Source organism: Rhodococcus sp. PSBB066 (genome assembly GCF_017068255.1).
Lineage (GTDB): Bacteria > Actinomycetota > Actinomycetes > Mycobacteriales > Mycobacteriaceae > Rhodococcus > Rhodococcus aetherivorans.
This window is the reverse complement of the sequence record NZ_CP070859.1, coordinates 2,356,789-2,381,140: the sequence shown is the minus strand read 5'-3', so window position 1 is coordinate 2,381,140 and position 24,352 is coordinate 2,356,789. Positions and strand designations below refer to the sequence as shown.

At 68.7% G+C, this 24,352-nt stretch carries 21 protein-coding genes; 17 read left to right on the top strand and 4 right to left on the bottom strand.

Going from position 1 to position 24,352, the window contains the following annotated elements; genetic code table 11:
- The first annotated feature begins 698 nt into the window (after nucleotides 1-698).
- From JYA75_RS11005 to JYA75_RS10975, 7 genes are read left to right on the top strand one after another with little or no spacing between them, the layout of a single operon-like run.
- On the top strand, nucleotides 699-1,139 hold the full coding sequence (locus tag JYA75_RS11005) for a phage tail protein (RefSeq protein ID WP_050035731.1): 441 nt from the start codon (nucleotides 699-701) through the stop codon (nucleotides 1,137-1,139).
- Nucleotides 1,140-1,149: 10 nt separating this feature from the next.
- Nucleotides 1,150-1,944 carry a LysM peptidoglycan-binding domain-containing protein gene (locus JYA75_RS11000; protein ID WP_050035732.1) on the top strand — a complete coding sequence of 265 codons (795 nt, stop codon included), beginning with the start codon at nucleotides 1,150-1,152 and terminating at the stop codon, nucleotides 1,942-1,944.
- The gene (locus JYA75_RS10995; protein ID WP_168579978.1) at nucleotides 1,941-3,752 is read left to right on the top strand and encodes a VgrG-related protein; all 1,812 of its coding nucleotides are present in this window, start codon (nucleotides 1,941-1,943) and stop codon (nucleotides 3,750-3,752) included. Before JYA75_RS11000 ends, JYA75_RS10995 begins: the two co-directional genes overlap by 4 nt.
- On the top strand, nucleotides 3,730-4,044 hold the full coding sequence (locus JYA75_RS10990) for a PAAR domain-containing protein (protein WP_317550403.1): 315 nt from the start codon (nucleotides 3,730-3,732) through the stop codon (nucleotides 4,042-4,044). The genes JYA75_RS10995 and JYA75_RS10990 overlap by 23 nt, the downstream gene beginning before the upstream one ends.
- Nucleotides 4,045-4,047: 3 nt before the next feature.
- Nucleotides 4,048-4,485, top strand: a complete 438-nt coding sequence (locus JYA75_RS10985; protein WP_050035735.1) for a GPW/gp25 family protein — start codon at nucleotides 4,048-4,050, stop codon at nucleotides 4,483-4,485.
- A 4-nt stretch (nucleotides 4,486-4,489) separates the two neighbouring features.
- Entirely contained in the window at nucleotides 4,490-6,439 is a 1,950-nt protein-coding gene (locus JYA75_RS10980; protein WP_168579979.1) for a putative baseplate assembly protein, read from the top strand.
- On the top strand, nucleotides 6,436-6,981 hold the full coding sequence (locus JYA75_RS10975; RefSeq protein WP_168579980.1) for a phage tail protein: 546 nt from the start codon (nucleotides 6,436-6,438) through the stop codon (nucleotides 6,979-6,981). Before JYA75_RS10980 ends, JYA75_RS10975 begins: the two co-directional genes overlap by 4 nt.
- Here the strand turns inward: JYA75_RS10975 and JYA75_RS10970 are convergent, their stop codons facing one another.
- The 3 genes from JYA75_RS10970 to JYA75_RS10960 all read right to left on the bottom strand — a co-directional run bounded on the left by JYA75_RS10970 (nucleotide 6,982) and on the right by JYA75_RS10960 (nucleotide 13,181).
- Nucleotides 6,982-9,798: a BTAD domain-containing putative transcriptional regulator gene (locus tag JYA75_RS10970; RefSeq protein WP_338109682.1), complete on the bottom strand. Its 2,817-nt coding sequence runs from the start codon at nucleotides 9,796-9,798 to the stop codon at nucleotides 6,982-6,984. It lies immediately after the preceding gene.
- A gap of 232 nt (nucleotides 9,799-10,030) precedes the next feature.
- Nucleotides 10,031-11,584 (bottom strand): AMP-binding protein, encoded by a 1,554-nt coding sequence (locus JYA75_RS10965; RefSeq protein WP_203330019.1) that lies wholly within the window; start codon nucleotides 11,582-11,584, stop codon nucleotides 10,031-10,033.
- A gap of 550 nt (nucleotides 11,585-12,134) precedes the next feature.
- Nucleotides 12,135-13,181 (bottom strand): LacI family DNA-binding transcriptional regulator, encoded by a 1,047-nt coding sequence (locus JYA75_RS10960; RefSeq protein ID WP_029545453.1) that lies wholly within the window; start codon nucleotides 13,179-13,181, stop codon nucleotides 12,135-12,137.
- 177 nt (nucleotides 13,182-13,358) lie between these two features.
- Between JYA75_RS10960 and JYA75_RS10955 the strand changes: the two genes are divergently transcribed.
- From JYA75_RS10955 to JYA75_RS10910, 10 genes are all read left to right on the top strand, one after another.
- A complete protein-coding gene (locus JYA75_RS10955) occupies nucleotides 13,359-14,297 on the top strand; it encodes a dihydrodipicolinate synthase family protein (RefSeq protein WP_006931219.1) in 939 nt (312 codons plus the stop codon).
- A 383-nt stretch (nucleotides 14,298-14,680) separates the two neighbouring features.
- Nucleotides 14,681-15,856 (top strand): Nramp family divalent metal transporter, encoded by a 1,176-nt coding sequence (locus JYA75_RS10950; protein WP_037201097.1) that lies wholly within the window; start codon nucleotides 14,681-14,683, stop codon nucleotides 15,854-15,856.
- Between the two features lie 119 nt (nucleotides 15,857-15,975).
- Complete coding sequence (locus JYA75_RS10945; RefSeq protein ID WP_006945155.1) at nucleotides 15,976-16,299, top strand: YciI family protein; 324 nt, start codon at nucleotides 15,976-15,978, stop codon at nucleotides 16,297-16,299.
- A 219-nt stretch (nucleotides 16,300-16,518) separates the two neighbouring features.
- Nucleotides 16,519-17,310: an FAD-binding oxidoreductase gene (locus JYA75_RS10940; RefSeq protein ID WP_043796686.1), complete on the top strand. Its 792-nt coding sequence runs from the start codon at nucleotides 16,519-16,521 to the stop codon at nucleotides 17,308-17,310.
- A 121-nt stretch (nucleotides 17,311-17,431) separates the two neighbouring features.
- A complete protein-coding gene (locus tag JYA75_RS10935; protein WP_203330018.1) occupies nucleotides 17,432-18,592 on the top strand; it encodes a 4Fe-4S dicluster domain-containing protein in 1,161 nt (386 codons plus the stop codon).
- Nucleotides 18,589-19,050 carry a cyclic nucleotide-binding domain-containing protein gene (locus JYA75_RS10930; protein ID WP_029545463.1) on the top strand — a complete coding sequence of 154 codons (462 nt, stop codon included), beginning with the start codon at nucleotides 18,589-18,591 and terminating at the stop codon, nucleotides 19,048-19,050. Before JYA75_RS10935 ends, JYA75_RS10930 begins: the two co-directional genes overlap by 4 nt.
- Nucleotides 19,040-19,900, top strand: coding sequence for an FAD/NAD(P)-binding protein (locus JYA75_RS10925; RefSeq protein WP_029545466.1), 861 nt, complete (start codon nucleotides 19,040-19,042; stop codon nucleotides 19,898-19,900). The genes JYA75_RS10930 and JYA75_RS10925 overlap by 11 nt, the downstream gene beginning before the upstream one ends.
- Nucleotides 19,900-20,673 (top strand): oxidoreductase, encoded by a 774-nt coding sequence (locus JYA75_RS10920; protein WP_029545468.1) that lies wholly within the window; start codon nucleotides 19,900-19,902, stop codon nucleotides 20,671-20,673. Before JYA75_RS10925 ends, JYA75_RS10920 begins: the two co-directional genes overlap by 1 nt.
- A complete protein-coding gene (locus JYA75_RS10915) occupies nucleotides 20,657-21,949 on the top strand; it encodes a Ni/Fe hydrogenase subunit alpha (RefSeq protein WP_203330017.1) in 1,293 nt (430 codons plus the stop codon). Before JYA75_RS10920 ends, JYA75_RS10915 begins: the two co-directional genes overlap by 17 nt.
- On the top strand, nucleotides 21,946-22,401 hold the full coding sequence (locus JYA75_RS10910; protein ID WP_043796679.1) for a hydrogenase maturation protease: 456 nt from the start codon (nucleotides 21,946-21,948) through the stop codon (nucleotides 22,399-22,401). Before JYA75_RS10915 ends, JYA75_RS10910 begins: the two co-directional genes overlap by 4 nt.
- 13 nt (nucleotides 22,402-22,414) lie before the next feature.
- Here the strand turns inward: JYA75_RS10910 and JYA75_RS10905 are convergent, their stop codons facing one another.
- Nucleotides 22,415-24,130, bottom strand: a complete 1,716-nt coding sequence (locus JYA75_RS10905) for a 3-ketosteroid-delta-1-dehydrogenase (RefSeq protein WP_203330016.1) — start codon at nucleotides 24,128-24,130, stop codon at nucleotides 22,415-22,417.
- Between the last annotated feature and the right edge of the window lie 222 nt (nucleotides 24,131-24,352).

Sequence of the window (24,352 nt, the reverse complement as noted above, 5' to 3'; positions counted from 1 at the left end):
GTTGCAGCCGAACCCCACATCCGAAACCGTCACCGCTCCTGCTACGCCGCAACCCCACCCGACAACGTCGGTGCAATTCGCCCCGGATCCTCCTAACACTGCGGCACAGGATGAGCCGGTTCTGCTCATGCGAGTAGCGGCCGTTCCTGCCGATCCGCCCGGGACGCCCGGCGCCCCGCCCCCACCCCACCGCAACGCGGCCCATGACGTAGACCCAAGCCCCTCCGCACCCATGGTCACCCTTCGCGGTGCACCGAAACCACCGATCACAGCCCAACGACACACCGGAACTTCGCAACCCGCAGGTATCGGATCGCCGATCACGGCTCCGGCGCCGGGACCGATCTCCGGCGGAATCGACCGACCGGTGTCGCTTCGGGAGATGTTCGCCCACGTCGCACGTGAGGTCGACGACGACGACGCCGAGCCGTCCCGGCAAGCCCCCGTCGCTCAGCGCCTGGAGGAGCCTTCCCCTCCATCCGAGCCGGCTTCGACCACGGAACCACAACCTCCGACCACGGCAACTCCGACCGCCGGTACCGCTCCCCCGACCGGCCCCTTAGCGGGCATGAACATCGACGATCTCGCCAACCGCCTCTACGAACCGATCGTCACCCGCATCAAGACGGAACTGTGGCTCGACCGGGAACGCGCCGGTCTGCTCGCCGATCCACGAATCTGAACCGAAGGAGGGTCTGATGCCGACCTCGGACGATGACCCTGCCGTGAGCGTGTGTTTCACGGTGGAGGTGGACGGCACGGACCTGGGCTCCTTCAACAGCTGCGAAGGACTCGGGGTGGAGATCGTCATGGAGCAGCGCGAAGAGGGCGGCAACAACACCATGGTGTGGCAGCTTCCCACTCGCATGAAGTTCACCAACGTCAAACTCACTCGACCGGTCGGCCCGAACAGCCGCAAACTGACCGAATGGCTCAGCCAGGCCCTCGAGGATCTCCAACCCACCACGGCTGGCATCACTGCTCGTACGGCGGACGGAACGGTCATCGCCGGCTGGTCGTTGCGCGGCGTCGTGCCGGTCCGATGGACCGGACCGAGCCTGAACGTCGACACCGCGAAGGTCGCCACCGAGACCCTCGAGATCGCACACCACGGCATCCTGCCGGGACCTACGAAGTGAAGGCCGACGAATGTCCGATCCGATCGCACTGGCCAATACCCCCGGCACGGCCCCGGCAAAGAAGGCCGGAAAGGCTGCCGCGAAGAAACCGTCGCCACCACCCGAGGCGCAGAGCCACGCGGAGTTGCTCCTCTACAAGGCGGAGAAGGCCGTGGGTGGAAGCAAGCGAGGCAGTTCGCTGGGGACGATCGCGTTCCAGTTCAATCCCAAGGAGATCACCATCTCCAAGTCCGCGAAGTGGGACCGGAGCCCGGCCAAAGGAACGAAGAAGGCAGGCCCACCGGAATACTCCGGGCCCGAGCCGTGCAAGCTCACCCTGGAGATGTTCTTCGACGCGACCTTCAAACAGGACACCGACGTCGCGAAGTGCGTCGACAAGCTCTTCTCGTGTTGCGTCCCGGTCGACGAGAAGGACAAGAAGCCCATGCCGCCGCTGGTGGTGCTGAAGTGGGGTGGAACCACGAGTTTCAATGCCTTCGTCACCCAGGTGAGCGCGAAGTACACCCTCTTCTCGGCGTCCGGCAAACCGATCCGCGCTGTGTGCAGCGTGAGCCTGGAGGAGATGCCGGGCGAGACGAGCCGACAGAATCCGTCGTCGGGTTCGGTCACCCACTCCCGGGTCCACGAGGTGATCGAGGGCGACACGCTGCACCTGCTGGCCTATCGCGAATACGGAGATCCAGCCATGTGGCGAGCGGTGGCCGCCTACAACGGAATCGACGACCCGACGCGCCTCCCGCCCGGCCGATCGCTCGTGCTGCCGAATGTGACGGACCTGCTCACGCGGATCGGATCGCTGCGATGACATCGGCATCCGGACTGGAGATCGAGGTCGACGGCGATCGTCTGGCCGACGATCTCGTGGCCGTGCTCGCAACGGCATTCGTGGATTCGAGCCTGCAGGTGCCCGACATGTTTGCCCTGCGCTTCCGCGACACCGACCGGACCCTGCTCGCCAAATCGAAGATCAAGATCGGCTCCGAGCTGAGGATCGCCGTCGTCACCGACGCGGTCGCCGTTCCGGAACCGTTGGTGACAGGCGAGGTCACCGCCGTCGAACTCGAATTCGACGGTACGGGAACGTTCACGACCGTGCGCGGCTACGACGCCTCCCACCGGCTCTTCCGCGGCCGGCACACCCGGGCCTTCACCCAGACGACGGCGTCGGACGCGGCGGTCGGCGTTGCACGTGACGCCGGCATCGAACTGGGCAACATCACGTCCACCGGAACCGTCTTCGATCACTTGTCCCAGTGCGGCCGAACCGACTGGGAATTCCTCGTCGGCCTCGCGCGACGGGTCGGTTTCGAGGTCGCCGTGCGCGAGAACAAACTCGACTTCGGTCCCCGGAAACCCGCCGAGGAGGCCCCGCAGGCCGAGGGCACCTCCAGCCGGGATCCGCTCGTGCTGACCTTCGGAACCGATCTGCTGCGGGTGCGTTCGGTGGTGACCGCCGCCGAGCAGGTCGCCAAGGTTCAGGTACGGGGGTGGGACATCGCGCAGAAGCAGGCGATCGTGGCCGAAGCGCCCGCGGAGACGAAGAGCGCGGTGCTGCCGACGATCACCCCGGCGGAGGTCGCGGCGACCTTCGGGGACCCCACCTACGTCGCCTCCGACGTCGCCTACCGCACCCAGCCCGAAGCCGACTCGGCGGCGACCGCTCTCGCCGAGGTGATCGGCGGGTCGTTCGCTCAGGTCGAGGCCCTCGTCCGCGGGAACCCGAAACTGCGGGCGGACACCCCGATCTGCCTGGCGAACATGGGTGAACCGTTCGACGGGAAGTACCTCGTGACCGCAGCCCGCCATCGGTACGTGCCCGGCGCCGGGGGCTACACCACGTCGCTGTCCGTCACCGGCAGGGAGGAACGCAGCCTGTTCGGGCTGTCGTCCGGCACCGGTGGCGAGGCGGACTACGGAGTGGTCGTGGCCGTCGTCAGCGACGCCCGCGACCCGGAACAGCTCGGCCGGGTCCGTCTGACCTTCCCGTGGTTGTCCGAGGACTACGTCAGCGACTGGGCGCGCGTCGTGCAGCCGGGCGCCGGGAAGGATCGCGGCGCACTCGTCGTCCCCGAGGTCGGAGACGAAGTGCTCGTCGCTTTCGAACAGAACGACCCGAATCGACCCTATGTCCTCGCCGGGCTGCACAACGGAATCGACACACCGGACACGAAGGGACCGGATCTCGTCGACGCCGGATCGGGAGCGGTCAATCGTCGTTCGTTCGTCTCCCGCAACGGACACCGGATCGATCTGCTCGACGAGGACGGGAAGACCGAAGGCATCCTGGCCGAGACCGGTGACGGACGACTGCGTCTGTCGCTGGACAAGATCGGCACCAAGATCGAGATACACAGTGACGGACGGATTCTCGTCGAGGGAACTCAGGGCGTGGTGATCGACGGCGCAGACTCGAAGATCGAGCTCACGTCGGGTGAGATCGTCCTGAAGGGCAAGCGTTCGGTCAAGATCTCGGGCGCCCGGGGAACGGTCGAGGCGGACACCACCGGCGTGAAGGTCGACGGCCCGAGCGTGAAGGTGGCCGCGAGCGCGACCGCCGAGTTCAAGTCCGGCGGACCGGCAATCGTCTCCGGTGCACTCGTCAAGATCAACTGAGGAGGTGGTCGTGCCCCCTGCCGCGCGCGTCGGTGATCCCACAGGCCACCCCGGAGTCATCGGCCCTCCGGGAGTCCCCACCGTCCTCATCGCCGGTCAACCGGCGGCGACGGTGGGAACCCCGCACATCTGCAGCTTCCCGCCTCCCCCACCGCATCCACCCTCGGTGATCGCCGGACCCGGCTCGGCCACCGTTTTCATCGGCGGAATGCCCGCCGCACGGATCGGAGACATGGCTGCCTGCGGAGCTCCGATCGTCTCCGGTGCGCCCACCGTCCTGATCGGAGGTTGACCCATGTCCACCGATTTCATCGGGCGCGGCTGGAACTATCCCGTCGGATTCGACGCCGCGGGCGCGGTGGCACTGGCGTCGGGGCCCCGCGACATCGAGCAGGCGATCGAGCTGATCCTGCGAACCACACCGGGTGAGCGGCCGATGCGACCCGAATTCGGCTGCCGCGTACAGGATCACGTCTTCTCACCCGCCGACGACGGGACCGCCGCCGCGATCGCGGCCGACGTCCACGACGCCCTCACCCGCTGGGAGCCCCGCATCGACGTGGTCGACGTGGCGGTCCGGTTCGATCCGGAAATACCGACGACCTGCTACATCGACATCTCCTACTCGCTCCGCGAGCGCAACGACATCCGCAATCTCGTCTTCCCGTTCTATCTGATCGTCGACGAACCCGTCGAGTCGTTCACGGCCGTCGAACCACCGCAGAGGAAGTGACACCGTGCTCCCCGCCCCGAACCTCGACGACCGAACCTTCCAGCAACTGGTGGATGATGCACGTCGACTGGTTCAGGACAGATGCCCCGAATGGAGCGACCACAACATTTCCGATCCCGGCATCACGCTCATCGAGACGTTCGCGATGATGGTCGATCAACTCATCTACCGGCTCAATCGCGTCCCCGACCGGAACTACCTCAAGTTCCTGGAACTGATCGGCGTGGAGCAGCGACCACCGGGAGTTGCTCAGGGAGCGGTCACCTTCTGGCTCTCCGCACCGCAACCGCAGACGGTCGTCGTGCGCGCGGAGACCGAGGTGGCGACGGATCGCACGGACGTCACCGAACCGGTCGTGTTCTCGACGGTAGAGCGCCTCGACATCGTTCCCTGCAGCGCCGCCTGGGTGGGCGTCCAGCTGGTCGGCTCGGAACCGGTCGAACGCACCAACGAGATGCGCGGCTCGGCCGGGTTCACATGCTTCTCACCGGTCCCCCGCCCCGGGGACTCCCTGGTGATCGGCTTGTCGAACGCCGTTCCGCGCTGCGCGGTACTGCTCCGGATCGACTGCGAGGTCTCCGGCATCGGTGTCGATCCACGACGACCACCGCGGGTCTGGGAGGCCAGGACCCCCACCGGCTGGCAGCGCTGCGAAGTCGACCGCGACCAGACGGGAGGCCTGAACAAGCCCGGCGACGTGGTCCTGCACATCCCCCCGGAGCACACGGAATCGGTGTTCGCCGGCGTGCGCCGGGCGTGGATCCGCTGTCGGCTGCGGGAAACCGAGAGCGGCGAACGCACCTACTCCGAACCTCCCCGCATCCGGAAGATCACCGCCCGGACGATCGGCGGCACCACTCCGGTCATCCACGCCCGTGTGGTGCACGACGAGTTCCTCGGGGTCTCCGACGGTGCTGCCGACCAGCACCTTCGGGTGCGGCACACGCCGGTCCTGCGGTGGCCGGGATGCAGCATGGTGGTCGTCGACGCCGGTCAGGAGTCGCGGTGGCATTACGTGGAACACTTCGCCGAGTCGACCGCGCAGGACAAGGTGTTCCACGTCGACGCCGTCACCGGCGAGGTGTCCTTCGGTCCCGCCCTGCGTCAGGCCGACGGGACCCTGCGGCGGTACGGTGCGGTGCCGGCGAAATCGTCGGCGATACGCATGGCCGCATATCGGACGGGCGGCGGCGCCGAAGGGAATGTCGCGACCGGACGGATCCGGGTGCTGAAGACGAGCGTGCCCTATATCTCCCGAATCGAGAATCGCGGCCCGGCGATCGGCGGTGCACCCCCGGAAACCCTGGAGGAACTCAAGATCCGCGGACCGTTGCTGTTGCGCTCCCGCGGGCGCGCGGTGACCGCCCGCGACTTCGAGGAGTTGACACGCGAGGTCGCGCCGGAGACCGCGCGTGTGCACTGTCTTCCGTCCAACGACGCGTCCGAGGCGGGCGTGGTCCGGGTCCTCCTGGTTCCCCACGTCCGTCCGGACGATGCGGGACACATCGCCCTGGCCGATCTCGAACCCCCGGACGACACCGTCCAGCGAATCCGGCGGTATCTCGACGAACGCCGGCTCGTGGGCACCCGTCTGATCATCGAACCACCGGTCTATCGGGCCGTGACGGTCGTCGTGGTGAACGTGCGTCCGGGACCCGGATTCACTGCCGCCCAGGTCGAATCGGGCCTGCTCGATGTCCTGTACCGCTATCTCGACCCCGTGCGTGGCGGACGGGACGGCCGAGGCTGGCCGCTGGGCCGCGCGGTGCGCGACGGTGAGATCGCGGCGGCGATCAGTGCGGTGCCCGGCTTCGAGATGTCGAGCAGCACGTCGATCCGGTTGTACCCCGCGGATCCCGTCACGGGCAGTCGCGGGGAACGCGCATCGGTCCTGCCGCTGGCCGCGGACACGCTCGTTTACTCGTACGACCACCAGGTGGTGATGACGGCATGAGAGGCACCCTCGCAGCGCTGTCGTCCCCGCGACCACTCGTCGAGACAATGCCCGCGGTGTATCGACAGGATGCGCGCACACAACAGCTCTGCGACGCATTCGACGAGGTCCTCGCGCCGATACTGGCGACCCTCGATTCGTTCTGTGCCTACCTGGACCCACACACCACGCCGGAGGACATGCTCGGCTGGCTCGCCGGCTGGATCGGACTCGCCTTCGACGGCCACGAATCCGAATCCCGCCGACGCGACCTCATCGCCGCAGGAGTCCGGACGATGGCGGTTCTCGGAACCGTGCATGGGATCAGGGAGGCCGTAGCGTCCGTGTTCGACCTCGAGCCCGAGATCGAGGAGTCCGGAGGGACCGTGGGTTCCACGACGGCCGGTGTCGCACCACCGGGAAGTCCCCATCCCCATCTTGTCGTCCGCCTGACCGTCACCGACCCGAGGATGGTCGACGAACGCCGATTCGACGCCTTGGTCGAGGCGGTCAAGCCTGCACATATTCCGCACCGAGTCGAGATTTCCGGAGGCGCCGTTTGATCAACTCTCGACGAGACCGAGTTCTTCCTGCACCCGTCGATGGTCGAGTCGTACCCGTTCGGCGGCGCTCATGTCGCCGGCCTTCTCGCGGATGTCGACCATGATCCGCCAGGGCCGATCCTGGTAAGGGTCCAGATCCACCGCCCGGTGGGCAGCGATGTCGGCGTTCATGCTGTCGCCGAGCGCAACATAGTCTTCGGCGAGTGCCACGGCTGCGCTCGCAGCAGCACTGCGCAGCCGTTGCCGCTCGGAGGCCACGAACTCCGCGGGACCGTCCTCCTGCAGCAGGTCGCCGGTGTAGAGAGTGAGCGCGTATTCGAGGGATGCCACCCGGTCACGTGCCGCCTCCGGGTCGGTTCGGGCGGCGGCATTCGACAACGCGCGTTCGAATTCGACCACGTCCGAGAAGATATACCCGGGCGCCGCCAATCGATACGACTCGTCACTGCGCTGCAGCGTCAGCCCGTACTCACCGAGCAGACCTCGCACGCTCGAGACCGCGACCTGCAAGCGGTGGCATGCCACCTCGTGCGCGGCACCGGGCCACAGTGCGTCTTCGAGGACCTCCCGGTGGTACTCGAGGTCCGGGGTCATCGACAGGAGGTGCAGCAGTATCCGTGCCTGGGGCCGGAGACCTGTGAGGTCGACGATTTGTCCGAAGGCCTCCAGTCGGTATCCGCCGAAGCAGAAGATCCCGATCGCGGGAAGCACCGCATCGCGGATCGGGTCCGTCTGATTCGCCGTCATTGGCGCAAGTTCTCCGAGAGTGGGAGAGCGACTCTTGTCGGAGCCTGTTGCATACGACAGGGCCATTATCTCGGCTCGGTGTAGTCCGACGTCGTGCGCGGCGGCGGCTGCCAGTTTCGACCGGGCGACGATGTCGGGGGCGGCCGGGTTCAGCCCCAGGACGCGACTCCACACCACGAGAACCGGCGCATCCAGGCGCTCGAAGCGGCGTGCCGCATCCTCGAACCGCTCGAACGCCGTCGGGTCACGTCGGTGCAGCGCTACGAGCGCGAGCCCGAATGTCAGCAGCCCAGCGCCCCAGTGATCGTCGACCTTCTCGCACTCGGCCAGCATTTCCTCGCAGATGTCGGCGCGCCACTCGGCGGGAAGATCCCGCATGAGCACCAATTCCTGCAGGCCGCGGCAAACTCTCTCCAGCCACAGAAGGCCCTCCCGATAGCATCTCGACGCCAGATCGTTCACTACCGCAGGATCTGGCATCGCTCCGCGGAGCGCATCGACGATCGTGACCACCAACCGTGACGAGATCGCGGCAATCGGCTCGTCCGCGGCTTGCGCCTCGACCATTGCCTCTCTGGCCGAGTCGACGTCGCCCACGCTGAGGGCGCACATCCCCTCCACGAATCGCGCCTTCGGCGCTCTTGGTTCGGTTGCGGCGTGCCCAGTGGTAGGGGCCCGCAATGCGGCTCGCAGGGGCCCGAGCCAGTGTTGCAGGAGTCGCGCGTCGACCGACGCTCCCGGCAACCACGCCAGCAGTTCGCGCCGCTCGGATTCGCACCGTGCGACGAACTCCGGGTCGTCGAGCAACTCGCGCGCCGCTCGATAGGTTTGTTCGGCTTCGGCGATGGCCCCCTCCCGCACGCGCAAGCGCGCCAACGCGAGTGCCAGCCACGGATCGGTATGCCACTCGCTGCAAGTAATGAGGGGATCGTCGTTCCCTATCGGCACGGTGCAGCTGGCTGCGTGTCGGACCAGTCGCGAGACCGCCGCCCAGTCCGATGCCTTGGCATAGGCGTGGGCGGCATGTCGGTGCTCGCCGGCCTCTTCCAACACCCGGGCTGTCCGTAGGTACCACGCCTTGGTTTCCCTCTCCCCGTTGGCTTCCAGCAATGCGAGCTCGAGGTATGTCCGGAGCACCTCGTGATACCGGAAGGCCCGACCCACGTCATCGCACTCGGTGAACAGCTGACGTTCGGTCAACTGTTGAAGAATGCGCCCGCTGTCGCTGATTCCCAGCAGAGTATCGCAGAGGGCAGGTGTCATGAGCTCGAGCGAGGCGGTGTGCGTCATGAACCATCGCTGATCGGCCGGCAGTTCCGCCAGAACGTTACGGGCGAGGTACGCCCGGACGAGTCTGGAGTGCCCCGTGAGGTGGCCGACGGCACGCTGCCGGTCGCAGTCCGCGAGTTTGGACGTGGCGAGATGGAACAGCTGCAAGCCTGCTGCCCATCCTCCTGTTCGGCGCGTCAGTCTGGCTGCCGGCTCAGGCGAGAGTGGCTCGCCGTAGAAGGTCGCGAACAGCTCTTCCACTTCCCACGACCGGAATCGCAACTGGTCCTGATCGATCACGCGAGCCTCGCCCGACACGACGAGTCGCGGTAGGTTGATATCCAGAGTGCGCCGCGTTCCGAGGATGATGCGTAGACGAGGAGGGCGCAATGCGACGAAACGACCCAGTGCCGTTTCGGCGCCACTATCGGCGATCTCGTGAGCATCGTCGATGATCAACAAGGCATCGACATCGCCGATTCTGTCCAATTCGCCGAGAACAGCGTCGATCGAATTCGTTTCCGGTTCGAGAGAAAAGCCCATTTCCCGAGCAGCAGCGCAGAGACATCTACCGAGGGTATGTTCGGTCGAGTCGTCCTCGGTCACCCGATACCACCCGACCGGGGAGTCAGTCGACGCGGCGACCTGGGACAACAATGTCGACTTCCCCGATCCCGCCGGCCCGACGACGACGACCACGGGGGTCAACTCGTCGTAGCATTGTTTCAACAACCTTTCTCGCCGCAACCCACGTGGAGCGGGCGCTCGAAGTTTTGCCCTCAAAATTTCCGACGTTGACATTTCGGATCCACCCCTGGCACCGGACTGCAATCCCCCACCGTTCGAATATCCTCCCGAACGAAACCGAACGCCAGTGTTCGGTGGGCCAATTTCCGAACTCATTGCAGCTCCGAGGGACGCAACACTTACGGATGCCGCGAACAGTAGAGCCTCGACGGCCGTGTTCGTGAGGATCCGACGCCGGTGCCTACCCGCCGCACAACCTGCCTCGGTCGCGAAACGAATGTTCCGCCTATCTGTACGACGCGCGCAGAGTCTTCTTGTCCAGCTTGCCCAGCGGGGTGAGTGGCAGGGCATCGAGGAAGTCCACCGACTTCGGGGCGTGAACAGAGCCTTTGGCGGCGCGGACTCTCTCGATCAGCTCCTCCGCGCGGACCGACCGGCCGTCGCGCAGCACCACGCAGGCCTTGACGGCCTCACCCCACTTGGCGTCGGGCACGCCGACGACCGCGACGGACGCGACCGCCGGATGCGCGGAGATGACGTCCTCGATCTCGCGGGGGAAGACGTTGAATCCGCCGGTGACGATCATGTCCTTCTTGCGGTCGACGATGGTGAGGAAACCGTTCTTGTCGGCCCGGGCGACGTCGCCGGTGTGCAGCCAGCCGCCCCGCAGCGCCTCGGCGGTCTCTGCGGGCTTGCCGAGGTATCCCTTCATCACCAGCGGCCCGCGCACGCAGATCTCCCCCAGCTCCCCGCGCGGCACCTCGTTCAGGTCGTCGTCGAGCAGCCGCACGTCGAGCCACGGGACCGGCCGCCCGCACGTGGCGAGGCGTTCCGGATCGTCGGCGAGGTGGTCCTCCTTGCGCAGCACGGAGATGGTCATCCCGCATTCGCTCTGCCCGTAGAACTGGAAGAACACCGGGCCCAGCCGCTCGATGCCCTCCCGCAGCCGCGCCGGGGACATCGCCGACGCGCCGTAGAACAGGGTCTCGAGGCTGGACAGGTCGCGGCGGTCGAAATCGGGGTGGTCGAGCAGCAGGTAGATCATCGTGGGCACCAGCATGGTGGCGTTGATGCGGTGCTTCTCGATCGTCTCGAGCACCAGGCCCGGCTCGAAATACGGCAGCACGTAGAGGGATCCGCCGCGCAGCAGCGTCGGGACGAAGAACGCGGCGCCGGCGTGCGAGAGCGGCGTGCAGATCAGGAAGCGCGGCTCGTCGGGCCACTGCCATTCGGCCATCTGGATCCGGGTGAGCGTCGCGCCGGAGCGGAACGAGCCCATGACGCCCTTGGGTTTGCCGGTGGTGCCGCCGGTGTAGACGATGCTCGACGTGTCCTCGGCCGCCACCGGCGCGGCGACGAGCCGCTGCGGCGTGAACTGTGCGGCCAGGGCGAGGATGTCGGTGCCGACCTCCGACGGGCCGAGGGAGAAGACGTTCTTCAGCGTCGGCACCTGTGCCCTCAGTTCGGCGGCGCGTTCCTCGAAGTGGTTCGGATCGAAGATGAGGGTCTCGATGGCGGCGTCGTCGACGATGTAGAGGTGGTCCGACAGCGAACCCAGGGGATTGAGCGCGCTGTTGCGGCAGCCGGCGACCATCGTCGCGCCCATCGAGATGAGAACCTCGGGGCGGTTCTTCGACAGCATCGCCACCGACGATCCCTGCCCCACCCCGACCGAGGCGAGTGCCTGCCCGAACCGGCTGATCTCGTCGCGCATCTCCCCGCCGGTGAGCACGACGTCGCCGAGGTACAGGGCCGGCTTCTCGGCGCTGCGCTCGAGGGCGGTGATGAGCAGGTCCGCGGTGAACACGGGCCGATGCAGGTCGGCGTACTCCTCGGTCATTGAGCGTCCTTCCGGTCGTGGGCGGCGTGACGGCAGCTGGGCGCGACGGGGCCGCCGCCTTCGTCACCATAACCACATCGACACCGAAATTGGAACATGTTTCATTCCGGACGCGGTCCGGTCGCATCCCGATGGTCCTCGTCGACGGATACCACTCGCTACGCCGACGTCGAGATCCTCATCCGGAGATCGAATGTCTCGGCGTAGCAGTTGCCGGGTCGCGCTGAGCCGCGCTGCCGACGCGCATCGCCTCGGCGAACGTTCACCGATCGCGACCCGGTCGATCTCACGCAGCGTGGGTAGCGCCTGATGCTCACCCGTTTCGGGGGCGAGCGGTTGCCCTGCAACGCCGCCGGGCGGGTGGCGGCACACCGCCGGGCCCGAAGACAGGGCAGCATCTGCATCGTCGGGGCGAGCACACCGGCGAATGCTCGAAGGTGTATACCCTGCGGCGGGTCCACTCCGCTGATCGCCGCGGCTGCGCCTTGCCGTCGCCTCGCCCCCTGGCGGCTCTGTCGCACGATGCGGTCGGGTGCCGCAGGTGTCCGGATCAGAGCGCGGATGCGGCGCTTCTGTGCGGGCCGGACGACTGTCTCGGAATCAGCGTGGGCAGCGCTCGGCGGATCGGAGTGCCGACAGGGCCGGCGGCGAGCATCAAATCCAGTGCGGTAGCCGCGATCTGATCGAACGGCGTCCGTACCGATGTCAGCGGAACTGGGAGGCGCTGCGACAACGGGATGTCGTTGTAGCCCACCAGGGCCACGTCGTCGCCTATAGCCAGCGACCTCTGGTGGGCCGCCGCCATGACCCCCAGGGCAAGATTGTCGTTGGCGGCGAAGACGGCCGTTGGGCGCACGGAGGAAGCGAAGAGCCGCCGTCCGGCTTCCTCTCCACTTTCGATGCCGAATCCCGTTTCGACGATCCAGCCCGGATCGACCTCGATCCCGGCTTCCCGCAGGGCCTTCTGTGCACCGGCAAGGCGGCCGGCGGCGGTGGAGGTGAACAACGGTCCCGACAGCACGGCAATGTCGGTGTGCCCGAGGTCGATCAAGTGCCGGGTGGCGAGGTATCCGCCGGCTTCGTCGTCGCCGATCGAGGACGGGCTGATGCCGTCGGTGCGCAACACGAGGGCATGGGGCACGTTCTGCTCGCGAAGCTGGCGGGGTAACGGATCGTCGCGGCGGCTCGAGGCGATGATCAGCCCGTCGACGTTGCGGCCGAGGAGGGAATGCGCCGCGTCCTGCTCGTCGGCGGGGTCGTCGCCGGTGGTGGCAACCATGGTGAAGTAGCCGAGTCGCTTCGCGGCCCGCCCGACCGCCTCGTACATCAGGGCCATAACGGTATCGCTGAGCCGGGGGACGAGCACACCGATCGTGGCGGTCTGGCCACGGCGCAGGCTGGAGGCGAAGGTGTTGCGCCGGTAGCCGAGGGCGGCGGCGACCTCGCGGACGCGTTGGGCCGTCGGTGAGTGCGAAGGGGGAATCCGATCGTCGAGCACCCGGCTCACCGTCGAGGTGCTCACGCCGGCAGCCTCGGCCACCTCGCGCAGCGTGACGACCTTGTGCCTGCTCTCTGCCGCGTTCCCGTTCGTCTTCATGATCGTCCCTGTCTACCGCGTTGGCCCTCGTCTGCCCGGCCAAGGCCGGCTGATCACATCCCGAGTCGAGAGTGACCCTTGACACAGAGACCGATCGTACCGCACGATGAAATCGTTCACGGGAACGTTCCCGGGAACGTTTGCAGAGAAGCGTCATACTTCCAGGAAAGAGCGATCATGAGCACACTCGACCTCCGCGGCCTCACCCCTGCACCGGTCACCCCGTTCACCCGTGACGGCGACGTCGACTACGCCGCCATCCAGCGCCTCGGCTCGTGGCTCGGCAGCGTCGACGGTGTCAAGGGCCTGGTGGTCCTGGGCCACGCCGGCGAGGGCACGTTCCTCACCCAGGACGAGCAGGTGCGCGTCATCGCCGCGTTCAAAGACTCCGTCGACGGCCGTCTGCCCATCATCGCCGGCATCACGGGCGAGGGCACCGCAGTCTCGGTGGAGGAAGCCAAGCGTGCCGTCGATGCCGGCGCCTCGGCCGGACTGGTCTATCCCTCTCACGGGTGGCTGCGCTTCGGTTACCAGGACGGCGCTCCGCAGGACCGCTACAAGGCCATCTACGAAGGATCGGGGCTTCCGCTGATCCTGTTCCAGTACCCGGATGCCACCAAGGCCACGTACAACCTGGACACCCAGCTCGAGATCGCCGCCCAAGAAGGAGTGTTCGCCACCAAGAACGGCGTGCGCAACATGCGCCGCTGGGACCGCGAGATCCCGGTGCTGCGCAAGGAGAACCCGGACCTGCAGATCCTCAGCTGCCACGACGAGTACCTGCTGCACACCGTGTTCGACGTCGACGGCCTGCTCGTCGGCTACGGCGGACTTGCTCCCGAGCCGCTGGTCGAGCTCATCGCCGCCGGCAAGGCCAAGGACTACCCCGCCGCCCGCGCCCTCCACGACCGCCTGCTGCCGGTGACCGCCAACGTCTACCACCGCGGCTCCCACATGGAAGGCACCGTCGCCCTGAAGGAAGGCCTCGTCGCCCGCGGCATCCTCGAGCACGCCACCGTCCGCTCTCCGCTGCTGCCGCTGGCCGCCGGCGCCGGCGCCGAGATCGCGGCCGCGCTGCAGTCGGCCGGCCTCGGGTCGGTCGCCGCCTTCGCCTGACCCTCATCGCTGCGCCCGTCAGCATCCGACGGACCATCCGCATTCCGCGTTCCCGGCCGTCACCGCTTGTGCGTGACGCACAGGTTCGGCCGGCCCGCCGCTCACATGGCCCGGCGGGCCGGCCGACCTCCACCACATGCCACCGGCACCACACTCGTGCATCCGTGGTCACCTTCCCGTCGAACCGTCAGCGCCCGCACGACCTCCTCGTCGTCCACGCAGCCGTCCGCCCGCGGTTCGAGCACCAGAAAGTAGGCTCGTCGATGAGTCAGCACACTTCTCTCTCCACCGAGGCCCCCGGAGGCGAAACAGTGGTCGCGGGCAGCGCCTCACCGCAACAGAGCCGGCCCCGACCCCGACGGAGCTGGGTTCGCACCCTGGCAATGGCCGGACCGGCGTTCATCGCGGGAGCATGGCAGTTCGGCCCCGGCAACCTCGCCAGCGCCGTACAGGCCGGCAGCGCATACAGCTACTCCCTGATCTGGGTCATCGCACTGTCGACGACCTTCATGCTCGTCTATGCCGACATGAGCGTGCGCCTCGGTATCCGCACCCCGGTATCGATGATCAGCTCGGTCAAGGACGTCCTCGGCCGTCGCGTCGGCGTGGCGGCCGGTGCGGGCGTCTTCCTCATTACCTTGTGTTTCTCCGTCGGCAATGCCGTCGGGTCCGGCCTCGGGCTGTCCATTGTCTTCGGGGGCTCCCCACTGCTGTGGTCGGCGATCTGCACAGCCTTCGTCGGGCTGATCCTGCTGTTCCGCAACGTCTATCGCACCGTCGAACGGGTGCTGCTGGTGATCGTCGCCCTGATGGCGGCGACGTTCGTCCTCAGCGCCGTCATCGCCGAGCCGGACTGGTATCAGGCCCTCAGCGGCGCCGTCCCCACCATCCCTGCCGGCGGACAACTACTCATCGTCGCCCTCGTCGGCACCAACTTTTCCCTCAACGCTGCCTTCTTCACCGCCTACGGCACCCACGAACGCGAGCGCTCCGCCGCCGACTACCGGCGGACCACCATCGCCGACACCATCCCCGGCATCGTGGCACCTGGCATCATGACCTGCCTCGTCATCATCGTCGCCGCCGCAGTCCTCGGCCGTACCGGCACCGAAGCCACCACCCTCACCGGCCTGGCCAAAGTCTTCGAACCCATCGCCGGCCCCGTCGGATCCACCATCTTCGCCCTCGGCCTGTCCGGCGCCGCGTTCTCCTCGATGGTCGCCAACGCCACCGCCGGCGGCACTATGCTCTCCGACGCCCTGGACAAGGGCCCCTCGCCCAGCACCCCGACAGCAAAACTCACCAGTGCGGCAATCCTCACCTTCGGCCTGGCCATCACGCTGCTGTTCACCAAGTCCCCGGTCCAACTCATCATCGTTGCCCAAGCCCTGACAGTTCTCATTGCGCCTCTCCTGGGCGTTCTGCTGCTGGTGATGAGCAACAACCGCGATCTGATGGGCACCCTGCGCAACACCTGGTGGAAGAACGCCATCGCCGCGGCCGGCCTCGTCGCCATCCTGTCGCTCTCCGCGCTGCTGCTCTACGAACTGCTCAGCTGAAGCACTTCACGCACACATGGCAGGCAGTGTGGCGGACACCGGGCCTCGGTGTCCGCCCCACTGCTTGCCACACGAAAACCACTCGCCACCACCTCCGGCCCGACAAGGAACCCGAGAACATGCCGCTCTTCGTCGTCGACTACACCTACACCGCCGAGACCGCCACCGGCCGGGACACCTATCGAGCCGCACACCGAACATGGCTCGCCGCCTTGGTCGACCGCGGCACCGTCATTGCCTGCGGCCCCTACGCCGACGACTCCGGCGCCCTCATCCTCCTCGAGTCGGACACCGTCGACACCGTCGACTCCCTCTTGACCCACGATCCTTTTGTCGTCCACGGCCTCGTTCCCCACTACCGAATCGACGAATGGACTCCCGTCCTCGGCCGCCTTCCCGCATTCGACGCGCGTCCTCCAGCACGTCAGGGACTCCCGGGATAACGGCCGATCCGGCTTCGGCCGACGCGCCGAGCTTGTTTCGCGAGAACTCACGATCGTGACCGAAACACTCGATCCCCAGCAGTTGGCGCAGCAGCTGCTCGCGCTGGACGCACGAGTCGCTGATCGTCTGTGGCGAGGTCGCGGTGGGCGCGTGCAAGCCGCGTTGGAGCGGTCCCTAGAGTGGGGCCACCTTCACGCTCGAGCACCGGGAGTCACACCATGCAGCCGGCCGGACAGACCCTGCACACCCCCGACACGGTGTGGTCGGCGACCGTCGTCGAGCACCACCGGCTCCGCCACGACGTCGCGGTGGTACGCCTCGAATGCGACGACGCGATGGTGCCGTTCGCGCCCGGGCAGTACGTCGACGTCACCGTGCCGCAGCATCCCCGGCTGCCGCGCCGCCTCTCCCCCGCACTGCCCCCGTCGCTCGACGGCAAGCTCGAGTTCCACGTCCGTACCGTCCCCGGCGGCTGGGTCAGCGGCAGCATCGTCACCGCCACCCGGCCCGGCGACGTGTGGACGATCGGCGCGCCGCAGGGCGGCAACCTGCACGTCGACGACTCCGGCCGCATCGTGATCATGGTGGCCGGCGGCACCGGCCTGGCCCCGCTGAGGGCGCTGATCCTCGACGTCGCGCGCCGGCCGGACCCGCCCCAGACCTTCCTGTTCGTCGGCGGCCGCACGCCCCGCGACCTGTACGCCGCCGACATGCTGATCCTGCTCGCCGAGACGCTGCCGTGGCTGACCGTGGTGCCGGTGGTCGAGTCGGTCGACGACCCCGGGATCCCCGACGAGTGGTACGACCGCATCGTCGCCCACGTCGGCGATCCCGGGTTCCACCCCGACGAGCTGCTCGAGGGCAGCCTCGACGAGGTGGTCACCTCCTACGGGGCGTTCGGCGACCACCAGGTGCTCGTGTGCGGGTCCGCGGCGATGGTCCGCGCGACCCTGCACACGCTCGTCGAGACCGGGACCCCCGCCGAGAACGTCCGGTTCGACCCGTACTGACCGGGCCGCGACGGCCGGCCGGTTGACCGGGCGGTACGCCCGCGACGATACTCGAGGGGGCCACCAGCGCGACGAGTGAGGGCTGCGCCGGGTCGTGACCGTTCGAATCACGGGAGCTGCCATGGGTATTGCGGATTCGCACGCCGACCCCCCGACGCCGGCAATCCTGTCCCGCGCCCACCTCGACCGGCTGATCGAGGTGCTGCAGGCCGAGGGATATCGCGTCGTCGGCCCCACCGTCCGCGACGACGCCATCGTGCTCGACGAGCTCGGGTCGGGACGAGAGCTGCCCGACGGGTGGGGCGTGTCGACCGCACCCGGGCGGTATCGGCTCCGGCGACGCGACGACACCGCCGTGTTCGGCCATTCCGCGGGTCCGCAGTCGTGGAAGCAGTTTCTGCACCCCGCACGACAGCAACTGTGGTCGACCGCGCCGGACGGCAGTTTCCGGCCCCCACCCGCGGACGAGACCCGGTACGCGTTCCTCGGCGTCCGCGGCTGCGACCTGGCCGCGATCGGCATCCTGGGCACGATGCTGACCCGCGGCGCCCATCCCGACGGGGCCACCGCGCGACGGTTCCGCGGGCTGTTCGTCGTCGCGGTCAACTGCACCGAACCCGGCGAGGTCTGCTTCTGCGCCTCGATGGCCACCGGTCCCGCCGCGGGCCCGGGGTACGACCTGGGCCTGACCGAACGCGTCGACGAGCAGGGACACCGTTTTCTCGTGGACGTCGGGACCGACGAGGGCGCCCGCATCCTGGACCTGCTCCCCCACCGCGACGCCACCGCGGACGAGACCACCGGGGCCCGCAACGCGGTGGCGGCGGCCGGCGACCGGATGGGACGGAGCATGCCCAAGGTCGACCTGCGGGCGATGCTCCGCGACGCCCGCGAGGCGGACGTCTGGGAGGATGTCGCCGATCGCTGCCTGACGTGCGGAAACTGCACGATGGTGTGCCCCACCTGCTTCTGTACGTCGACGGAGGACGTCACCGACCTCGCCGACGGGCACGCCGGCAGGTGGCAGCACTGGGCGTCCTGTTTCGAACCGGACTTCTCCTACATCCACGGCGGTGACGTCCGGGCGTCCGGCCGGAGCCGGTACCGGCAGTGGATCTCGCACAAGCTCGGCACCTGGCACGACCAGTTCGGCAGCTCGGGATGTGTCGGCTGCGGCCGCTGCATCGACTGGTGCCCCGTCGGCATCGACATCACCGCGGAGGCGGCCCGCCTCACCGGCGCGCTCGCCACCCACGACGACGAACCGGACGGGCACCGATGACGACCCCACCGCTCGACGGCATCCGGGCTCTGGCGGGGCTGGGCCCGGAGGCGCGGGATCGGATCGCCGCGCTCGCCCACCCGGTCCGCTTCGCCGCCGGGGAGCACGTCTTCCACGAGGGCGGGGAGGCGCGCAGTTGCTGGCTGCTCCAGGACGGCCGGGTGGATCTGTACACGGTGGTGCCCGGCCGCGGCCCGGTCACCCTCGACACGTTTGTCGACGGTGACGTCCTGGGATGGTCGTGGCTGACGCCGCCCTACCGCTGGCATTACGGGGCCGTCGCGGCCGCTGCGACCTCGGCTCTGGAGGTGGACGCCGCGGCGCTGCAGGCGCTGAGCGAGGCCGACGCCGAGTTCGGATACACGGTGATGCGGGCCCTGTTCGGGGCCCTCCTGGAGCGGTTGCAGGCCACCCGGGCGCGACTGCTGGACCTGTATGCGGGTCCCGATGTTCGGTGACCTCGCGCACGACACCGCAGCGGCGCCGGGCGCGCCGATGCTGCCCAGCGCCCACCGGGTTCGCTCGCGGACCGTCGAGACCGCCGATGCGGTGACGCTGTCGCTGGCCCCGCTGGGGGCGCCGCGACCGCGGTTCCGGCCCGGGCAGTTCATGATGCTCTACGCCCCCGGGGTCGGCGAGATCGCGCTCTCGGTCAGCGGGGATCCCACCGACACGACCGGGGAGCTGGTCCACACCGTGCGGAAGGTGGGTGCGGTGAGCCGGGCCCTGCACGACGCCGAGCCCGGCGCGATCGTCGGCGTGCGCGGCCCGTTCGGGGTGGGCTGGGACCTCGAGTCGTGCACCGGCCGGGACCTGGTGATCGTCGCCGGCGGGGTGGGGTTGGCCGCGGTGCGGGCCGCCGTTCTCGGCGCGGTGGCCGCGCGCGGCGACTTCCGGCGCGTCGTGCTCGTGGTGGGAGCGCGCCGGCCGGCCGAGATCCTGTATCGGCGCGAGCTACAGGACTGGGCCGACGGCGGCGTGGAGATCCGGCTGACGATCGACCAGCCGGTCCAGGGCTGGTCCGGGTCCGTCGGATTCGTCACCGCGCCGCTGAGCCGGCTCGACCTCGATCCCGCGCGGACGACGGCCCTGCTGTGCGGGCCGGAGGCGATGATGCGGTTCTCGGCCCGGGTGCTGCTGGGCAAAGGGATTCGGCCCCCGGATATCCGGGTCTCGCTCGAACGGAACATGCAGTGCGGGATCGGGCTGTGCGGGCACTGCCAGCTCGGCGAGATCCTGCTCTGCCGGGACGGCCCGGTGCTGGATTACGCGGTGGCCGGACCGCTGCTGCACGTACGGGAGCTGTGATGGACAGGCCGAAGCTCGCGGTGTGGAAGTTCGCGTCGTGCGACGGATGTCAGCTGTCCGTGCTGGACTGCGAGGACGAACTGCTCGCGCTGTCGGGGGCGGTGCAGATCGCCCATTTCCTCGAACTGTCGAGCGCCGTCGACGACGGTCCGTACGACCTGTCGCTGGTCGAGGGCTCGATCACCACCGCCGCGGACGTCGCGCGCATCCACCGGGTCCGGGAGCGGTCCCGGACCCTCGTCACGATCGGCGCGTGCGCAACCGCCGGCGGCATCCAGGCGTTGCGCAACTTCGCCGACGTCGCCGAGTTCACCTCGATGGTCTACGCCCACCCGGAGTACATCGAGACCCTGGCGACGTCGACGGCGATCGCGGCGCACGTGCCGGTCGACTTCGAGTTGCGCGGTTGCCCGATCGACCGGCGCCAGTTGCTCGAGGTGATCACCGCGTTCCTGGCCGGCCGCCGGCCGAACATCCCGAACACCAGTGTGTGCACCGAGTGCAAGCGCCGGGGATTGACCTGCGTGATGGTCGCCGACGGCACGCCCTGCCTCGGCCCGGTGACCCACTCCGGCTGCGGCGCCCTGTGCCCGGCGCAGTCGCGCGGCTGCTACGGCTGTTTCGGGCCGACGACCGACCCCAACATCGCGTCGCTGGCCGGGTGGCTGCGCACGTGCGGCATGAGCGACGACGACATCGACCGCGCCTTCGCGACGTTCAACGTCGGCGCCCCCGTGCTCGCCGAGAGGCACCGCCGTGAGCGGGAGCCGTAGAGAGCTGACGGTCCGTGCTCTCGCCCGCGTCGAGGGCGAGGGCAGACTGAACGTGTCGGTGCGCGACGGGCGGGTGCAGCGCGCGGAGCTGAACATCTACGAGCCGCCCCGGTTCTTCGAGTCGTTCCTGCGGGGAAGGGATTTCCGCGAGCCTCCGGACATCACCTCCCGGATCTGCGGGATCTGCCCCGTCGCCTACCAGGTCAGCGCCTGCAATGCGCTGGAGCAGGCCTGCGGGGTCGAGCTCGACGAGCCGGTGCTGAACCTGCGCCGCCTGCTCTACTGCGGCGAGTGGATCGCCAGCCACGTGCTGCACATCTACTTCCTGCACGCCCCCGACTTCCTCGGCCTTCCCGACGCGATCGCCCTCGCCGAGCGTCATCGGAGCGCGCTCGAACGCGGGCTGGCCCTGAAGAAGGCCGGCAATGCGATCCTCGAGCAGATCGGCGGACGGCCCATCCACCCGGTCAACGTGCGGATCGGCGGGTTCTATCGCGCGCCGACCCGCACGGAACTCGCCCCGCTCGCCGAGCGGCTGCGCCGCGCCCTCGACGACGCGCTCGACACGGTCCGCTGGGTGGCCGGGTTCGACTTTCCCGATGTCGATCTCGATCACGACCTGCTCGCCCTGCACCGGCCCGACCGCTACGCCATCGAGGACGGGCAGATCCGGTCGTCGACCGGATCCTCCTTCGCCGCAGCACAGTTCCCGGACCATGTGGTCGAACACCAGGTCCCGCACTCGACGGCCCTGTACGCGCGGCTCGACGGGCGCCGGTACCTGACCGGACCCCTGGCCCGATACACCCTGAACTCCGCGCAGCTGTCGGACACCGCACGACAGTCGGCACACGCGGCGGGACTGGGGACGCAGTGCCGTAACCCGTTTCGCAGCATCGTTGTTCGCGCCGTCGAAACCGTCTATGCGGTGGAGGAGGCGCTCCGCCTGATCGCCGGGTACGAGCGTCCCGGCCGGCCCGGCACCGAGGTCGCCGCCCGCGCCGCGACCGGGCACGGCGTCAGCGAGGCACCGCGGGGACTGCTGTACCACCGTTACGAGCTCGGCGACGACGGACTGATCCGCTCGGCCGTGATCGTCCCCCCGACCTCCCAGAACCAGGCTGCCGTCGAACACGATCTGCGCACGCTGATCGCCGGCCACCTGGAGCTGTCCGATGCCGATCTGACGTCGCTGTGCGAACGGGTGATCCGCAACTACGACCCGTGCATCTCGTGTGCCACGCACTTCCTCGACCTCACGATCGACCGCGGGTGATCGCGACGAACTTCGTGGTGATCGGCGTCGGCAACGAGTACCGCCGCGACGACGGCGTCGGGCCCGCGGCGGCCCGGGAGGTAGGCCGGTCCCGGCCCGGATGGCGGGTCCTGATCTCCGACGGCGAGCCGACGGCAATGCTGGACGCGTGGGCCGGGACGCGGTTGGCGGTCGTCGTGGACGCCACCGTCGGCACCGGTCCGCCCGGCGCGATCCGGCGTCACGAGATCGGGGAGGCGAGTCTCGCCCGCCGCTCGCGACACGCCGGCTCGCACAGCCTCGGCCCCGCCGAGGCGTGGGCGCTGAGCCGGATCCTGGGCGTCGACCCGGGTCGGGTCGTGGTCTACACCCTCGAGGTGACGGAGGTCGGTTACGGCGTCGGCCTGACGCCCGCCACCGCCGCGGCACTGCCCGCCGTGGTGCGGGCAGTGATCGACGAATGCGAGCGGTAAGGCCGTTGCCGAGTCATCCGTTCGCGGGAACGGCTGCCTTCGCGGCGTCCTGCGCGGCGATGTACCCGAACACCAGGCCCTGACCGATCGTCGCCCCCGCACCCGGGTACGTGTTGCCGAACGCGTTCGCGGCGGTGTTGCCGATCGCATAGAGACCGTCGATCACACTGCCGTCCTCGCGCAGCACCCGCGCCCGCTCGTCGGCCTTCACGCCACCGCACGTGCCGAGGTCGCTCAGCGTCATCTTCACCGCGTAGAGCGGCCCTTCGGTCAGCGACCGCAGGTTCGGGTTCGGCTCGACCGTCGGATCGCCGTAGTAGCGGTCATATGCGCTTCCCCCACGACCGAATTCGGAGTCCGTTCCCGACGCGGCGTCGTCGTTGAACCGGCGGAAGGTCTCGGCGAACGCGTCCTCGGGTATCCCCATCGAGCGCGCCAGCTCGACCGGATCCGTGGCCCGGTGCGCGATGCCCGCCTTGTACCAGGAGCCCGGGATGGGCTGGCGCGGGAACAGCCCCGCCGCGAACAGGTAACTGTTGCGGTACTTCTGGTCGAAGACGATCCACATCGATTCGACCGGGTCGCCGGCCCGCTCGCGCTCGAGGACGACCTGACCGAACGACATGTAGTCCGAGGACTCGTTGGTGAACCGGCGGCCCGTGTGGTCCACGATGAACGAACCCGGCAGGGACCGTTCCGCCAGCATCACCAGCGGCGGCTTGCCCGGGGCCGTCGGCGCGACGGCGGGGAACCACCATGCCTGGTCCATCAGGTCGAGGCCGGCGCCCACCTCCTGGGCGACCTTGATCGCGTCGCCGGTGTTGCCTTCGGCGCCGAGACTTTCGTTGTCGGCGAGCCTGTCGGACTGGAACTTCCGTCGCATGGCCATGTCGTGGTCGAACCCGCCGGCCGCGAGGACCACACCGCGACGGGCGGTCACGGTCACCTCACGGCCGTTCTGTTCGAGGACGGCACCGGTCACCCGCTCGCCCTCGGTGACCAGCCGCACCAGCGACGTCTCGGTCCAGACGGGGATCCCGGCCCGCAGCACCCCCGCGAACAGGCCCGCGGCGATTGCCTGCCCGCCGGCGACGTACTGCCGGCCGAGCGCGAGGCCGCCCACACCCTGCGCCAGCCGCCGGAAGATGCGCGGGAATCCCTTGAGGGGGACCCGCATCATGAGGTTCAGCCACTTGTAGTCGGCACCGGTGGTGGGCATCGGCAGCCCCGCCTCCATCAGACCGGGGCGCAACCGGCCGCGCTCGTCGCCGAGCACCGACGTGTCGAACGGCCGGCACTCACAGGTACGTCCGACGGCGGCGCCGCCCGGCTGCTCCGGGTGGTAGTCGGCGTAGCCCTTGGCCCAGAAGAACTTCATCGGCGTGGTGCGCCGGAGCATCTCGACGGTCGCGGCGCCGTGATCGACGAACGCCTCGCCGCGCTCGGCCGGCGCCGAGCCGTCGACCACCGACCGCACGTAGGTGTGGCCCCGCTCGGGGGTGTCGCCCGAACCGGCCTCGCGCAGCACCGGGTTGGCGGGCACCCAGAACGCGCCGCCGGAGCGGGCGGTGGAGCCACCGACGTAGCTGGTCTTCTCCACGATCAGCGCCGACAGGCCGAGCTCGCGCGCGGTGAGCGCGGCGGCCATACCGGTGCCGGACCCGATCACCAGCAGATCCACGGTGGTGTCGTGGGCGGGGGTCACGGCCGGTACGGGACTCGTCGCCATTTCGAATTCTCCTTCACATCGTCGCTGCCTGGTCGGGTCGCGCCTCGGACCCGAGGCGACCCACTGCACGCATGCCCGACGACGCTAGGACAGTTCCACCACGCCGGCGGGCGGGTTCCCGGCCACCGGGACGTCCGTGGGCGCGGTCGCCACCGGCTCACCGCAGCGCGCGCAAACGCGACCCCCAACCTCCCGATGCGTGGGACGACGACCCCGACCGGG